This window comes from Mycobacteroides chelonae CCUG 47445 (genome assembly GCF_001632805.1).
GTDB lineage: Bacteria > Actinomycetota > Actinomycetes > Mycobacteriales > Mycobacteriaceae > Mycobacterium > Mycobacterium chelonae.
The window spans coordinates 604101-618993 of record NZ_CP007220.1 but is presented as its reverse complement, the minus strand read 5'-3'; the positions used below and the strand labels follow the sequence as shown (position 1 = coordinate 618993).

14 protein-coding genes are annotated in these 14893 nt (G+C 64.0%); 7 read left to right on the top strand and 7 right to left on the bottom strand.

The window, feature by feature from the left end; genetic code table 11:
* Positions 1 to 2 precede the first annotated feature (2 nt).
* The 4 genes from BB28_RS03105 to BB28_RS03090 all read right to left on the bottom strand — a co-directional run bounded on the left by BB28_RS03105 (position 3) and on the right by BB28_RS03090 (position 4506).
* Positions 3 to 1517, bottom strand: coding sequence for an AMP-binding protein (locus tag BB28_RS03105; RefSeq protein ID WP_046252483.1), 1515 nt, complete (start codon positions 1515 to 1517; stop codon positions 3 to 5).
* 28 nt (positions 1518 to 1545) lie between these two features.
* Positions 1546 to 2100: an FcoT family thioesterase gene (locus BB28_RS03100; RefSeq protein WP_046252482.1), complete on the bottom strand. Its 555-nt coding sequence runs from the start codon at positions 2098 to 2100 to the stop codon at positions 1546 to 1548.
* Positions 2097 to 2966 carry a (3R)-3-[(carboxymethyl)amino]fatty acid oxygenase/decarboxylase gene (gene scoE, locus BB28_RS03095; protein ID WP_046252481.1) on the bottom strand — a complete coding sequence of 290 codons (870 nt, stop codon included), beginning with the start codon at positions 2964 to 2966 and terminating at the stop codon, positions 2097 to 2099. Before scoE ends, BB28_RS03100 begins: the two co-directional genes overlap by 4 nt.
* A 313-nt stretch (positions 2967 to 3279) precedes the next feature.
* Positions 3280 to 4506, bottom strand: a complete 1227-nt coding sequence (locus BB28_RS03090) for an MFS transporter (protein ID WP_201257828.1) — start codon at positions 4504 to 4506, stop codon at positions 3280 to 3282.
* Between the two features lie 347 nt (positions 4507 to 4853).
* Here BB28_RS03090 and BB28_RS03085 point away from each other — a divergent pair, with 347 nt between their 5' ends.
* Together BB28_RS03085 and BB28_RS03080 are read left to right on the top strand one after the other, a co-directional pair.
* On the top strand, positions 4854 to 5894 hold the full coding sequence (locus tag BB28_RS03085; RefSeq protein WP_046252479.1) for a pyridoxal-phosphate dependent enzyme: 1041 nt from the start codon (positions 4854 to 4856) through the stop codon (positions 5892 to 5894).
* Between the two features lie 74 nt (positions 5895 to 5968).
* Positions 5969 to 6937, top strand: coding sequence for a hypothetical protein (locus BB28_RS03080; protein WP_064393361.1), 969 nt, complete (start codon positions 5969 to 5971; stop codon positions 6935 to 6937).
* 140 nt (positions 6938 to 7077) lie between these two features.
* Here the strand turns inward: BB28_RS03080 and groL are convergent, their stop codons facing one another.
* Positions 7078 to 8703, bottom strand: a complete 1626-nt coding sequence (gene groL / locus BB28_RS03075; protein ID WP_030095704.1) for a chaperonin GroEL — start codon at positions 8701 to 8703, stop codon at positions 7078 to 7080.
* A gap of 345 nt (positions 8704 to 9048) precedes the next feature.
* On the opposite strand from groL, the gene BB28_RS03070 reads away from it, so the two are divergent.
* Genes BB28_RS03070 through BB28_RS03060 form a run of 3 tightly spaced genes read left to right on the top strand, consistent with a single transcriptional unit; the run spans position 9049 to position 10363 of the window.
* Complete coding sequence (locus BB28_RS03070) at positions 9049 to 9525, top strand: YkgB family protein (RefSeq protein ID WP_046252478.1); 477 nt, start codon at positions 9049 to 9051, stop codon at positions 9523 to 9525.
* Positions 9506 to 10135: an RNA polymerase sigma factor gene (locus BB28_RS03065; RefSeq protein WP_046252477.1), complete on the top strand. Its 630-nt coding sequence runs from the start codon at positions 9506 to 9508 to the stop codon at positions 10133 to 10135. Before BB28_RS03070 ends, BB28_RS03065 begins: the two co-directional genes overlap by 20 nt.
* Positions 10136 to 10363, top strand: a complete 228-nt coding sequence (locus BB28_RS03060; protein ID WP_046252476.1) for an anti-sigma factor family protein — start codon at positions 10136 to 10138, stop codon at positions 10361 to 10363.
* A gap of 30 nt (positions 10364 to 10393) precedes the next feature.
* Here BB28_RS03060 and BB28_RS03055 read toward each other — a convergent pair whose 3' ends face one another.
* A complete protein-coding gene (locus tag BB28_RS03055) occupies positions 10394 to 10957 on the bottom strand; it encodes a TetR/AcrR family transcriptional regulator (RefSeq protein ID WP_046252475.1) in 564 nt (187 codons plus the stop codon).
* Between the two features lie 111 nt (positions 10958 to 11068).
* Between BB28_RS03055 and BB28_RS03050 the strand changes: the two genes are divergently transcribed.
* Both BB28_RS03050 and BB28_RS03045 read left to right on the top strand, forming a co-directional pair.
* Positions 11069 to 11980, top strand: coding sequence for an SDR family NAD(P)-dependent oxidoreductase (locus BB28_RS03050; protein WP_046252474.1), 912 nt, complete (start codon positions 11069 to 11071; stop codon positions 11978 to 11980).
* 146 nt (positions 11981 to 12126) lie between these two features.
* Positions 12127 to 13821, top strand: coding sequence for a DEAD/DEAH box helicase (locus BB28_RS03045; protein WP_046252473.1), 1695 nt, complete (start codon positions 12127 to 12129; stop codon positions 13819 to 13821).
* Positions 13822 to 13893: 72 nt separating this feature from the next.
* Here BB28_RS03045 and BB28_RS03040 read toward each other — a convergent pair whose 3' ends face one another.
* On the bottom strand, positions 13894 to 14808 hold the full coding sequence (locus tag BB28_RS03040; RefSeq protein ID WP_046255485.1) for an SDR family NAD(P)-dependent oxidoreductase: 915 nt from the start codon (positions 14806 to 14808) through the stop codon (positions 13894 to 13896).
* Between the last annotated feature and the right edge of the window lie 85 nt (positions 14809 to 14893).

Sequence of the window (14893 nt, the reverse complement as noted above, 5' to 3'; positions counted from 1 at the left end):
TGTCAGGCACGCGTCAGTGCCCCATTCAGCGAGGCGGCCAATGCCGAACGCATGACCTTGCCGGACTTCGTCCGCGGGATATCTGCGACTACTGCGATGATCGACGGCCTGGCCATCGACTCGGATTCGTGGCGGTACTTGGCCGCGATCCGCTGCTTGAGCTCAACCGTGCCCAGCTCGTCAAGCTGCGCGGCCGGTACCACCGCCAAACCGACCAGCGCGCCGAACTCCTCGTCCGGTATCTCGTAGCACGCCGCTTCACCCACGCCTGCAACGCTTTCGGCGATCCTGTCAACCTCGTCCGGTACCACGTTGACCCCTCCGGAGATGATCATCTCCGAGGAACGCCCCCTGATGTAGAAGAAGCCATCGTCACGATGCTCCACCAGGTCACCGGTGTTCACCCATCCGTCGGCCAGCACCTCACGGGTACGGTCGGGATTTCCCCAGTAACCGAGCATGTTGGCCGGCGACTTGATCCACAGCGTGCCGTACGGCGCAGAGGTGCCGCCGTCCATGGGTCCGCCGGTCTCGCTGTCCGAGAGGAAGGTCTGCACTCCGGGATAGGGACGGCCGACCGCACCCTGCTCGATCCTGGCGAGCGATTCCTCGTCGGTGGGCAGACACAGTGCGGTACAACCAGTTTCACTCAGGCCATAGACCTGAGCCGTTCGCACCCCCGCGGCTTCGATGAACTGCACATCGTCCGGGATCGCCCGTGAGCCGCCATAGGCTATGAACCGCAACGAGGAAACGTCTTGCCCGGTGATTCTGAGTTCGGACACCAACCTGGTCAAGAGAGTGGGCACCAGGCAAGCAGTCGCCACCTCATTGCCCACCAGCAGGTCCATCAACGATGCCCCACCCTCGCCGCCGGTGATACACGATGCGCCGTGCATCAGGCCATTGAGGATCCACCAGAGCCCACCGATATGCGTTGCAGGCAAGGGCGAATAGCTCGTCTCGCCCGCGACCCAGTCGATCCAGCTCAGCCCCTCATCGCGCAGGATATCCGGGATGGCGAAGAACGTGCGGTGAGCGAGCAGCACGGCTTTCGGTTCACCTGTCGTTCCGCTGGTGAAGATCATCGCGAGCGGGGCGTCGGCGTCACTTCCGGTATGCGTTGCCGGCCAATCTATATCGCTATTCGGGTCATCAAGCCCGCCGGTTGCCTCGGCCGCATCCGGGAGGATCGCGGCCGGATCGGTGATCTCGCAGAACCGCGCGATGGCGGCGGCGGGCAGGTCCTTGTCCACCATGACGGCGATGGCGCCGATCTGCGCACACGCGAGTACCGAAAGGTAGGTCTGGGGTCCGTTGTCCGACAGCACCACAACCCGTGATCCCCGAATCACCGACTGTGCCCGAAGGGCCGCGGCGAGCCCTCCGACCTCGGCGACGAGCTCTGCGTAACTCACGGCACCGGTGCCGTCACTGCGGCGCAAGGCGATGAGATCTTGCCGGATACGGGCCTGCTCGAGGACTCGTTCCCAAACGGTGGGTGGTGGCGCGGACATGGCAGAGGGAGACGCTTCCTGTCGGGGGCTACGGGATGTTCAGGACCGCGAGCTCGAACTCTCCGGCCGCGGATCCTCCGTCCTGGTCCCAGAATTCGATGGTGCTGTGGAATTGGAGATAACGCCACGACCGGTCGACGATGTGGAAATTGCGGGCCTGTAGGCGGGCGGAGAACCGCTGCGCGTTGACCAGCCGCCGGAACCGGGACGATGTGCTCTTGATCAACATATTGGCGAGTTGGTTCTGGCAGTAGTCATCGATCGACCAGCCCCGGAATGCCCAGATATCGTCGTTGACAACACCCTGAGCGAATGCACAGTACGCCAGCTGGTTGAAGCACAGCACCAACTCGACGGCGTTGAAATGCCCCGTGCTCCGGATATAGGCGGACTCATTGATCGCGAAATTGCCCTGCGCGTGCACCGCGTCCGACGTGATTCCGTATTCGGCATCGGACAGATAGCGACATCCCTTGTAGGAATATGGCTCAAGCACTCTGCCGAGTAGATCCTCGTCGATCGGGGCCATGCCGGTGGAAGGCAGCCCGGTCTGTACCGACAGGGTCGCCGCGACCGCGCTCACGCCGCGTATCCGGGTGTCTCAAGACCGTCCAGCATGGTCAGGCGGTGGGTCGTCAGCGTGCCCGCCGCTGTTCCATGCTTTGCACGGTGCACCAGAGCTCTGTTGTCCCACAGCACAATATCCCCGACCTCGTAGTGCTGGGCGTGGATGAACGGCGACGCGTAGTCGGGATCGAGCTGCCCCGACTCTTCGAGTAGCTGCTGAAGCAGCGCAGCATCGAGCAGCCTTCCATCCCCGTCCTCGATCGTCTCGGTGCCGGCCTCGCAGATGTAGAGGATCTCTTCCCCCGTCTGCGGGTGCTTGATCACCGTGGGCCACTTCTGGGGCGGTGTGACCCTTTCGATCTCGGCCAGGATTTCTCCGATGGGCCGGTAGACATCACTGGGCCGGATCTTGATGTAGCGGCGGGGCGTGTGTGTGCTGAACGTCCCACGCACAGAGTCCTTTACTGTGCTCGGCAACGATTCCCACACCTTGTTGAGATCGATGAAATAGGTTCCCCGATCACTCCCGGGCACCGCCAATGGCACCACCATGGAGAACGCGAAGGGTTCGGGCATGAACATGTAATCGACGTGCCAGAATGCGCCGGTCCGCGGAACCCCTTGTCCCTCTTCCGTAGACGAGACAAAGATTTCCGGGTGGTCCTCGTGGTGATACACCGGCTCGTAATAGGGCACTATCTCCCCGATCAATCTCCCCAGCTGGATGAACTCCGCGGGTGAGGGATGAACATCCTTGAGGACGACGAGCTTGTTCCGGTAAACGAGTTCGCGGATCTCCTGTGTGGTGATTCCGTCCAGGTTCCCGGGATCAATCCCCGTGACCTGCGTGCCCAGTCCCTCGCCCTTCACATTGAGCGTCATCGACTCCCTATTCCTGATTCAGCCCTCGCCTCTCGGCGATTGGATGGGCACCTTCGGTCTCACCGCCCGGCCGCCGACTACCGGCGACCACTAACACAGCAGTCGATTCGATGACCGAAATAGTTCCCAAGACTTGACGAAGCAGTAGTTTTCTGTGGGCTCGCCACCACGAACCACAGCGGATAATTCGTTATTGCCCTGCAGTTTTGGAGACCAGACCGCAATCACCGGGAGGTAACGTCCGTCGCGGTGACCTTCGTCTCAGGAACTTCGGGGGCATTCGGCACGACTCACTGCAGAGCACCGACTGCTCTCAGGAGCGAGGCTCCTGGCCAAAGTGCCGTGAGCTCGGCGTCAAGGCCGCAGCGGCAGGCGCCAACAAGCAAACCGCCGCACACACTGCCAGCACCGGCGCGCTACCGAAGTGATCCATCGCCGGGGCGATGATCACCAGGCCCAGTGGCGCCAAACCGTAGGACAGCAGAAAGTCCAGAGAAGACACCCGGGCCAGTTTGTCGGGTTCGACTTCGCGCTGGGTGGCGGTAAACCAGGGAACATTGAAAAGCTCGATGCCCATACCGGTGATCACGTAGGCCATCACCACGATCGCCAGAGGCACGGGCAGCATCAAGCTCAGCGGTGCCGCGCTGTAAAGCGCGAGGCCTGCGAGCGCCGCCCAGCCTTGGTTACGCGGGCGCCAGCGACTGATAAGGATCGCGCCGATAAGCGCTCCGGCGACGTATGCCGTTGTCGCGCTTGCTAACAGCACTTCAGTCCCATACCTGTCACGGCTTACCAACGGCAGCGCAACCCCGGTGGCCGAATAACCGGTCGCGATCACCGCGGTCAACGCCGCCAGGCCCGCGAGGAACCACGGGTGACGGCGAGCCTCTCGGAACCCGTCGGCGAAGTCGCTGAACACGGTGAAACCTGAACCAGCCGCCTCGGCTCGGCCACGTCCCGCCGGCGGTGCGAGCGCAGACAGAAGCCACAATCCCGCGAGAACTATCAGCAGCGGGGCAACCCCCAGCCGGGCAGCAGCCAACGCCGCCACCCCAGGCGCGACGAGCGTCACCACCCGCACGGCAATGGTGATGGCGGCATTCGCCTGCTGACGCTGCGACACCGCGACCACCTCAGCGGTCAATGCCTGATAGGAAGGCCGGCACGCACCCTGCCCCGCCCCAGCCAGCACCGCGGCCGCTGCCGGAATCGCAATCACGTGGTGGATACCTCCCGCGATCACCAGATGCCCCACTGCTGCCAGCATCGAAGACACCGCGATCACGCCACGTCGCGAATAGCGATCCGCGAGAACGCCTCCCAGCGGGACAGCCGCCAAGAACCCGACGGTCCGGGCGGCGAGAACCAGACCTAGCGCGGTTGCCGACAAGGTTCCGTCGAGGACCGCGAATCCGAGCACGATGGGCAACATCCAGGTCGCCAAACCCGAGGCAGTGGTGCCTATCCACAACCGCAGGAAGGGAACGCTGCGGAGCACGGACGGGGCGCTCGGCTCCGCGGGGTGAGGCGATGTCACAGCTGTGTTGTCTACACGACAGCACAGCGATAGGGGAAATATGAGACGACCGGGAACTATTGACCGCACAGCGACGACCACTCGGACGTGACAGTAGCTGAGACGACCTTCGGGAAGCGCCGCCCGATTCTCATTCCCAAGTACGCGACCCGTACCCGGCGCGCCTCGGCGCAGCATGCGGGACTGTTACAGAATGGGTGCACACATCATCGCAGCCCGGTCTTACCGGGCAACGGCCCCCACGTCTACGTTGCCGATGGCACCGGACGCGCCACACTACGTGCAGGCGCGGTAGCGACGTCGTCGACATACAGGGCAAATACGATCAGAAGGGCTGGCAGCTGAGAGTGGACAGACATTTCGCAGAGTCGGTGGGGCGCCCCGACCTGATTCAGTTGGCCGACGGGATGTTCTGTCTGCGATTCGAGACCATGAAGGTTGTTTCGGCCATGGCGGCCGTGCAGCAGCTGCTGGACAGCGGCGCGATTGATCGCGAGACGACCCTCCTCGACAGCTCCAGTGGTATCTACGCGCACGCCCTGGCGCTGGCCGCACATCGCCACGGCCTGAAATGTCACATCGTGGGTTCCACCACGGTCGACGAGACACTGCGCGTCCAGCTGGCCATCCTGGGCGCGCACTTCGAGCAGATGCCCCCGACTCCGAACCTGAAACTGGATCAGAACCGCCGGGTTGCCCGCATCCACGAGATTCTGCGCGAGCAGCCCAACTACCACTGGATGCGCCAGTATCACGACGACATTCACTACGCCGGGTACCGCCCGATTGCTCACCAGATCCGGCGCGAACTCGGGGACACCGCGCTGACCCTTGTCGGCGGCGTGGGTACCGGCGCATCAACCGGCAGCCTCGCCACCGAGCTGCGCGTCGATGCACCCGATACCCGCTTGGCGGGGATACAGCCGTTCGGCTCGGTGACTTTCGACGCGGAACATCTCGATGACCCTGACATCATCATTGCCGGCATCGGCAGCTCCATTCCCTTCGAGAATGTGGACCCAAGCCTGTACGACACGGTGCACTGGATCGGCTTTGGCGCCGCACAGTCAGGTGCCATCGAACTACTGCGCAGGCACGCGGTCTTCGCGGGACTGTCCACTGGAGCGGCGTTCCTTGCCGCGCAATGGGAGAAGGAACGCAACCCCGAGCGCGCGGTGGTTTTCACCGCACCCGACACCGGGCATCGCTACGTGCAGAACGTGTTCGCCCGTCATGAGGACGCCGCTGCCATGGCGGAGTTCTCACCAAAGGCCGTGGCGGACAACGCCGATCTGGCACTGCCCTGGTCGTACCGCGACTACGACAGGCCCACGTCCGGTTTCGTAGCGGACGGCCACAGCCTGTGCCATGCCGCCGCGCGCACCTGATAGCCACGGCCCGCGACACTGCGACACCCGCGAATTCCCGGCTCAGCAAACATGTTCATTGCTAGCCTGAATCGGTGACTTACCCACCACAGGAGCCGCCCGCTGCGGGCGATCCGTCAGCGTACGACCCACACCAGCCGCCCCCGGGGTACCAGCCGCCCCCGCCGCCCGGATATCAACCCGGGTACCAGCCGGGTCCTCCGCCGGGAGCCCCCCAGTACCCGGGTGGACAATTCCCGCCCCCTCCCCAGGGATATCCGCCTGTTGGCTACGGCTATCCGCCGCAGGCTCCATGGCCACCGCAAGGACCGTTCAGCGCCGGTGAGTCGTGGACCTGGTCGTGGGCCCAGGTCACCAAGCGCTTCGGAACCTTCATTCCGCCGTATCTGGTCTGGTTCCTTGCGATCGGTGTGCCGTTCGGGATCGTCTACGCGATTCTGATCGCCAGCCTGCCGCAGACCAGCACCAGCGGCTACGGCGGTGATTCCAGCTCCTCGTACTCATACTCGTATGAGGGACCCGAATTCTCCGGCGGAGCCATCGCCATCATCATCCTGCTCTACGCGGTGGTGTTCGCCGTCAGCCTCTACGTGGGCGCCTGCATCGTCAGCGCCAATCTCGATGTCGCCGACGGTAAGCCCGTGAGCTTCGGAACCTTCTTCCGCGCCCGCAGTTTCGGCGCCTACGCGGGGACCGCGCTCTTGGTCGCGCTCGGAGTGCTGATCGGAAGCTTCTTGATCATCGGCGGAATCATCTTCGGGTTCTTCGCCCAGTACGCCGTGTTCTTCGCCGTCGACCGCGGCCTGGGCCCCGTCGATGCGATCAAGGCCAGCTTTCAGATCGTCAAAGACAATCTGGCACAGGCCCTGCTCGTGTTCCTGATCACCTTGGCTGTCGCTTTCGCCGGTGTCGCGGCGACATTCATCACCTGCGGCTTGGGCGGCATCATCGCCTACCCGACGATTGCGGCCCTATCCGGTCTGATTCACGTCTACACCTACCGGCGTCTGACCGGCGGCATCATCGCACCAGCACCGGTGTAAACCTCGGCCCGCAAGCCGAGTGGGAATCTCACGAGAGAATCGACCCAATTTCCCACGCCAGATTCCCACTCGGCACACGGAGTGAACAACGAAAAGGCCCGGCCTGCATGACGCAGACCGGGCCTTCTTCGTTGGTGGACTTAGAAGTCCATACCGCCCATGCCACCGGTCGGGTCGCCCGCAGGTGCGGCGGCCTTCTCCGGCTTGTCGGCAACAACGGCCTCGGTGGTGAGGAACAGCGCCGCGATGGACGCCGCGTTCTGCAGCGCCGAGCGGGTCACCTTCACGGGGTCGGCAACGCCGGCCGCGAGCAGGTCCTCGTACACGTTGGTCGCCGCGTTCAGGCCGTGGCCCGCAGGAAGGTTCGCGACCTTCTCCGCGACGACACCCGGCTCCAGACCACCGTTGAAGGCGATCTGCTTCAGCGGAGCCGACAGCGCCACCCGGACGATGTTGGCACCCGTGGCCTCGTCACCCTCGAGCGAGAGCGAGTCCAGCGCGGGGGCAGCCTGCAGCAGGGCGACGCCACCACCGGCGACGATGCCCTCTTCGACGGCGGCCTTCGCGTTGCGAACGGCGTCCTCGATGCGGTGCTTGCGCTCCTTGAGCTCCACCTCGGTGGCAGCTCCGGCCTTGATCACCGCAACACCGCCGGCCAGCTTGGCCAGGCGCTCCTGCAGCTTCTCGCGGTCGTAGTCGGAGTCGCTGTTCTCGATCTCGCTGCGGATCTGCGCCACGCGACCGGCGATGGCGTCGGAATCGCCCGCGCCCTCGACGATGGTGGTCTCGTCCTTGGTGACGACGACCTTGCGAGCCTGCCCGAGCAGGGAGATGTCGGCGGTCTCCAGGGAGAGGCCGACCTCTTCGCTGACGACCTGGCCACCGGTGAGGATCGCCATGTCCTGCAGCATCGCCTTGCGACGGTCACCGAAGCCCGGAGCCTTGACGGCGACGGACTTGAAGGTGCCACGGATCTTGTTCACGACCAGGGTCGAGAGAGCCTCGCCCTCAACGTCCTCGGCGATGATCAGCAGCGGCTTGCCACCCTGGATGACCTTCTCCAGCAAGGGAAGCAGGTCCTTGACAGTCGAGACCTTGGAGCTGACCAGCAGGATGTAGGGATCCTCCAGGACGGCTTCCTGACGCTCGGCGTCGGTCACGAAGTAACCCGAGATGTAGCCCTTGTCGAAGCGCATGCCCTCGGTGAGCTCCAGCTGCAGGCCGAAGGTGTTGGACTCCTCGACGGTGATGACACCCTCGTTGCCGACCTTGTCCATGGCCTCGGCGATCAGATCACCGATGGACTGGTCACCCGCGGAGATGCCCGCGGTGGCCGCGATCTGCTCCTTGGTGTCAATCTCCTTGGCGGAGTCCAGCAGAGAGCTGGTGACGGCCTCCACGGCCTTCTCGATGCCGCGCTTCAGGCCGAGCGGGTTGGCGCCGGCAGCGACGTTACGCAGACCTTCCTTGACCAGAGCCTGGGCAAGCACGGTGGCGGTAGTAGTGCCGTCACCCGCGACGTCGTCAGTCTTCTTGGCAACTTCCTTGACCAGCTCAGCGCCGATCTTCTCGTACGGGTCCTCCAGCTCGATCTCCTTGGCGATGGACACACCATCGTTGGTGATCGTGGGGGCGCCCCACTTCTTCTCCAAGACGACGTTGCGACCCTTGGGGCCCAGCGTCACCTTGACCGCGTCAGCGAGGGCGTTGAGGCCCCGCTCCAGGCCGCGGCGGGCCTCTTCGTCATACGCAATTGTCTTGGCCATTGCGAAGTGATTCCTCCGTATAGGGGGTGGCACGTTCTTTGGCCGGGCTCAGTGCCCGCGACGGACGGACGCAGCTGTGTGGGCTGCGGCCTCACCGTCCCGGCCTAGCACTCACCGGTCGTGAGTGCCAATGCCATTTTTAGCACTCGGACATGGCGAGTGCAAGGGCGATTGGCCGAAGCCCGGGCCAACAAACACGATGTCGGCTCCAGATCAAAAGCCGTGGTGATGTGGACGGACGTCGATACCCACGTCGCACCCTTCGGTCTCACCGCGATGCTGTAACGCTTTGCGTCCTGCAGAGCACTCAGTCGTGTCACCATCCCCATCAGTAGAGGAGTCGCCATGATCACCGCTCAACTGCAGCGTCACATCGAACCGGAAGCGCCCTTGGCGCGCGCCGGGGTCGCTCTGGCGCGATATGGACTCGCGATCGTCATCGCCTGGATCGGCATGCTGAAGTTCACCGAGTTCGAGGCCAACGGCATCGTGCCGCTGGTGTCCCACAGTCCGCTGATGTCCTGGGTATACAACGTTTTCTCGGTCACCACGTTCTCATCGCTACTAGGAATCGTGGAAATCACGATCGCGGTCCTGCTCTCCGTCAAGCCGTGGTTGCCCCGGCTCTCAGCAGTCGGCAGCCTCATGGCCATCGGCATGTTCGCCACCACTGTGAGCTTCCTGTTCAGCACACCGGGGGTGTTCGAGAGCGCGGCCGGAGGGTTCCCGGTGCTGTCCTCGACCGGGCAATTCCTCATCAAGGATGTCGCGCTCCTCGGCATCTCCGCCTGGACCTTGGTCGATGCCCTCACGCGACGCTGAAGCAGCCCTCGTCGCTTCGCTACAAGCCGGCGACGAGGGCGCGTTCACGCAGGTTGTGGACGCGTACACGCCCGCGATGCTGCAGCTCGCGCGCAGCTATGTGAGAAGCCGCGAGATCGCCGAAGAGGTAGTGCAGGAGGCCTGGCTCGCATTGTGCAAGGGGATCGCCGCATTCGAAGGTCGATCGTCGCTGCGCACCTGGCTGTTCACCATCCTGATCAACATCGCCAAGGAACGGGGAATCCGCGAACGTCGCGATACCGCGAAGGCCATTGCGGCATTCACCGGAGGGACCGTCGACCCGGGCCGTTTCCGGGACACCGGCGAGTGGGTGGGCCACTGGCGCGACGACGCCGCCCCTCATTCGTTTCCCGAGACACCGGAGAACCTGGTGCTCTCCGAAGAGCTGCTCGCCCATGTAGTTCTGCAACTCGACGGGCTGCCGCAGATGCAGCGCGTCGTGGTGACGATGCGGGACCTCTTGGGACTCGATTCGAAGGAGGTCGCCGAACACCTGGGAATCACCTCGGCCAACCAGCGCGTACTCCTGCATCGCGGACGGGCGGCAGTGCGCCAAGGACTCGAGGACTACATGAAGGACGTGAGCTAAATGAACTGCGACGAACTCGTCGAACTGATCACGGAGTACCTGGACGATTCGCTATCACCGGTCAAGCGCGCGAAGCTCGAGGCACATCTGTTGGAGTGCGACGGATGCGTGAACTACCTGAACCAGTACAAATCCACCGTGTCGATCTTGAGCCAGCTCCCGCAGGAGGGCCCCAGTGCGGCGCTGCGAGAAAGACTGCTCGCCGGATTTCGGGAACGGCAACCCTGAGCCGCGAACACGGCCATACCTATGAGGCGCCTAACGACGCGGCCGTAGCCCGTCGAAGACAACGTCGGTGACCTGCTGCGAGACCTCTTTGTTGTAGCTCTGCATGGCCTGGCACCCGACGAGGAGCGCCTTTACCTCGTGCACGCCGATATCGGAGCGCACCGTGCCCGCCTGCTGCGCGGCCTGCACCAAATCACCCAGGACCGCATAGAAGGATTCCTCGATCTGCGGGATAAGAGCTTCGACACTGACGCCCGCACCGGCCAGGGCGTCCACCAATCCCTGATCGGTCCCACCCCACTCGACCATCACGCGCAGGAATCCGAACAGCGCCTCACCCGGATCGGCCGACTCCAGTAGCTCGCGCCCCTTGCCGATCACCGTGCTCATCCGATCTTCCGCGACGGCGCGATACAGATCCTCCTTGGCCGGAAAATGCCGGTAGACGGTCCCGGCACCCACTCCCGCGCGCCGCGCGATCTCGTCGATCGGAACACCGAGCCCCTCTTCGGCGAACGTTTGATAGGCAACCTCCAGGACTCGCGCACGGTTGCGGGCGGCGTCAGCACGCAAGGGCCGGGCAGGTTGATCCATCTCACACTCCTCGAGGTTCCGACACGCCTTGACAAAGCGGGGCGCACGTTCCGTATATTCGTAAGCGGAGTAGCCGCCCCGGTTACTGAAGATATTACCCAAGGAGCCCTCATGACCAAATGGAATACCACCGACATCCCCGATCAGACCGGTCGCGTCGCGATCATCACCGGTGCCAACACCGGTCTCGGGCTGGAGACCGCCAAGGCGCTCGCCGCGCACGGCGCCCACGTTGTGCTCGCGGTGCGCAATACGGAGAAGGGAAAGGCAGCGGCCGACGCGATCACCGCGGCCCACTCGAACGCCGACGTGACCCTGCAGCCGTTGGACCTTTCCTCGCTGGAGTCCGTACGCCGGGCCAGTGACGAGCTCAAGTCGCGCTACGACAAGATCGACCTGCTGATCAACAACGCCGGGGTCATGTGGACGGAGAAGTCCACCACCGCCGACGGCTTCGAGCTGCAGTTCGGCACCAATCACCTGGGGCACTACGCATTCACCGGCCTGCTCCTGGACCACCTGCTACCTGTCGAGGGTTCACGCGTGGTGACCGTCTCCAGCATCGGGCACCGTATTCGCGCCGGGATCCACTTCGATGACCTGCAATGGGAACGCGACTACAACAGGGTCTCGGCCTATGGGCAATCGAAGCTGGCCAATCTGTTGTTCATCTACGAACTGCAGCGGCGCCTGGCGGGCACCAACACGGCTGCCCTGGCGGCGCACCCCGGCGGCTCCAACACCGAGCTGGCCCGCAACTCTCCGCTGTGGGTCCGGGCCGTTTTCAACGTCGTGGCGCCATTGCTGGTCCAGGGGGCCGATATGGGTGCGCTGCCCACCTTGCGGGCCGCCACCGACCCTGCAGCCCTGGGCGGCCAGTACTACGGGCCGGATGGATTCGGCGAACAACGCGGTAACCCCAAGGTCGTCGCATCGAGCGAGCAATCCTATGACCTCGATTTGCAGCGACGGTTGTGGTCGGTATCTGAAGAACTCACCGACGTGATCTTCCCGGTGAAGTGAGCTGAACGGAAAGTGGCAGGCACTGTGCTGATTGTCGCCGACTGTCACTCTGGTGACACGACACGCGGTGCCCGCCACGCCCGTCGGGATGCACTCCCGTAATCCGTTGCGCTAGTCTGCAGTCCAATCAGTGAGGAGTCTGACGGGTGCGGGCTGTAGAGGCGCCCAGCACCCATACATTGCGGGGCTGGCAGCGTAGGGCATTAGTGCGGTATTTGGCCGCCAAGCCCCGAGATTTCCTGGCGGTCGCGACCCCGGGATCAGGGAAAACTAGGTTTGCCCTGCGGATTGCTACCGAGCTGCTGGCCGACGGTACGGTCGACAAGATCACCGTCGTGGTGCCCACCGAACACCTCAAGGTCCAGTGGGCTCAGGCGGCCACCTCCTTCGGGCTGTCCCTGGACCCGAGATTCAGCAACTCGGACGCACAGAACTCCTCGGAATATCACGGAGTCGTCGTCACCTATGCGCAGGTGGCAAGTCACCCCACCCGGCACCGGGTTCGCACGGAGAACCACCGCACGTTGGTGATCTTCGACGAGATCCACCACGCCGGAGATGCCAAAAGCTGGGGTGAAGCGGTTCGCGAAGCCTTCGACGACGCAACCCGGCGCCTCTCGTTGACCGGAACCCCGTTCCGCAGTGACGACAGCCCGATCCCATTCATCAACTATGAGCCCGACGGCGCGGGCTTCCAGCGCTCGCAAGCCGACCACACCTACGGCTACTCCGAGGCGCTGGCCGACGGCGTGGTGCGTCCCGTGGTGTTCATGGCGTACTCGGGCGAGGCCCGTTGGCGCGATAGTGCCGGCGAGGAACATGCCGCACGCCTCGGCGAACCACTCACCGCCGAGCAGACCGCGCGGGCCTGGCGCACCACCTTGGATCCCAACGGCGAATGGATACCCGCGGTGCTGCGCGCCGCCCACGCGAGGCTGCAGCAGAAGCGCAATGGCGGTATGACCGATGCCGGCGCCATGATCATCGCCTCCGACCAGAAGGCGGCCCGCGCCTACGCGAAACTGCTGACCACCATCACCGGATCGGAACCCACGGTGGTGCTCTCGGACGACCCGAAGTCCTCGGATCGCATCGCGCAGTTCTCCAACAGCACCAGTGAGTGGATGGTCGCGGTGCGCATGGTGTCCGAGGGCGTCGACGTGCCGCGCCTTGCCGTCGGCGTGTACGCGACAAGCGCCTCGACGCCGCTGTTCTTCGCCCAGGCGATCGGTCGGTATGTGCGCTCCCGAACGCAAGGTGAGACGGCCAGCATCTTCCTGCCCTCGGTACCGACACTGCTGGAGCTCGCCAGCCTGTTGGAAGAGCAGCGCAATCACGTACTCGGCAAACCGCATCGCGAGCCGATGGGCGATGAGGAGCCGGTGGAGCGCAAGCGCACCGAGCCGGGCGAGGAAGAGAAGGGCTTCGAATCGCTCAGTGCCAGTGCCGAACTGGATCAGGTGATCTTCGACGGAGCATCCTTTGGCACCGCGACGCCCGCGGGCAGCGAGGAGGAAGCCGAGTATCTCGGCATTCCCGGCCTGCTCGATCCAAATCAGATGCGAGATCTGTTGCGGCGCAGGCAAGAAGAGCAGCTCACCAAGCGCACCGCTTCCGGCGAGGTGCCCCCTGAAATCACTTCGACGCACGGTCAGCTGCGCGAGCTGCGTCGCGAGCTCAACGCCTTGGTGTCGGCGACACACTTCAAGTCGGGTAAACCCCACGGCTGGATTCATAATGAGCTACGCAGGCGGTGCGGAGGCCCCCCGGTGGCCGCGGCCACCCGCGACCAGCTCAAGGAACGCATCGTCGCCGTGCGCACCCTGCATCGGGAGCTCTAAACCGCCGAGTGTCGACTTATCGTGTGATTTCTCGCTCGGCGACACAGAAAGTCGACAGTCGGCGGGAAGGATTTAGACGGGGAACGTCACTCCGGTCAATTCTTCGGAGACGGACCAAAGCCGTTGTTGCAGAGCCTGATCATGTGACTGTCTAGTGGACTTGACCACCTTCGGATACCCACGAAGCTCACCGAAGCCCGAGGGCCCGTAGTACTGGCCACCGACGGCGGTTGGGTCCGTGGCGGCACGCAGACTGGGCAACGCACCCATGGCCGGGCTCTGGGCGAGTTTCAACACCGCCGCACTGAGCGCTTCCGGACCGAAGGTGATGTGACGCATCAACTCGGTACCCGACGCACCGGGATGCGCGGCCAGCGCCACCGTCTCTGCCCCCGCGGCCTCGAGGCGCCGCTGCAGCTCGTAGGTGAACAACAGATTGGCCAGCTTCGACTGAGCGTAGGCCCCCACCCGGCTGTAGTCGCGTTCCCACTGTAAGTCATCGAAATGTATTGCAGCCCTGAACTTATGGCCGTTGCTGCTGACGGTTACGACGCGGGAGCCACGCACCGTCGTCAGGTTCTCCAGCAGCAGGGCGGTGAGGGCGAAATGACCCAGATGGTTGGTGCCAAACTGCAGCTCGAAACCGTCCGCGGTGTTGCCCTTGGGCGGATACATCACCCCGGCGTTATTGATGAGCAGATCGATCTGCGGGTATCGGGCACCCAATTGTTCAGCAGCAGAACGGATATCCGAGAGTGAAGATAGATTTAGGCGCTGCAGCGCGAGGTTGCCTGCGGGCGTGGTCTTCCTGATCTCTTCGACAGCGGCCGCACCCTTGTCCAGATCGCGGACCGCAAGAACGATCTGCGCCCCCGCGGCCGCCAACGCGCGGGCCGTCTCCAGGCCCAGCCCAGTATTGGCACCGGTGATGATGGCGACGCGTCCCGCCTGGTCGGGGATGTCGGCGGTGGTCCAGTGTGCGGTCACACCCGCATCCTGCCCCAGATCCACCGCGCTGCCCAGCCTGCTTATTCACAGTTCTCCCGGTGTTCGATACCAGGAATCCCACAGC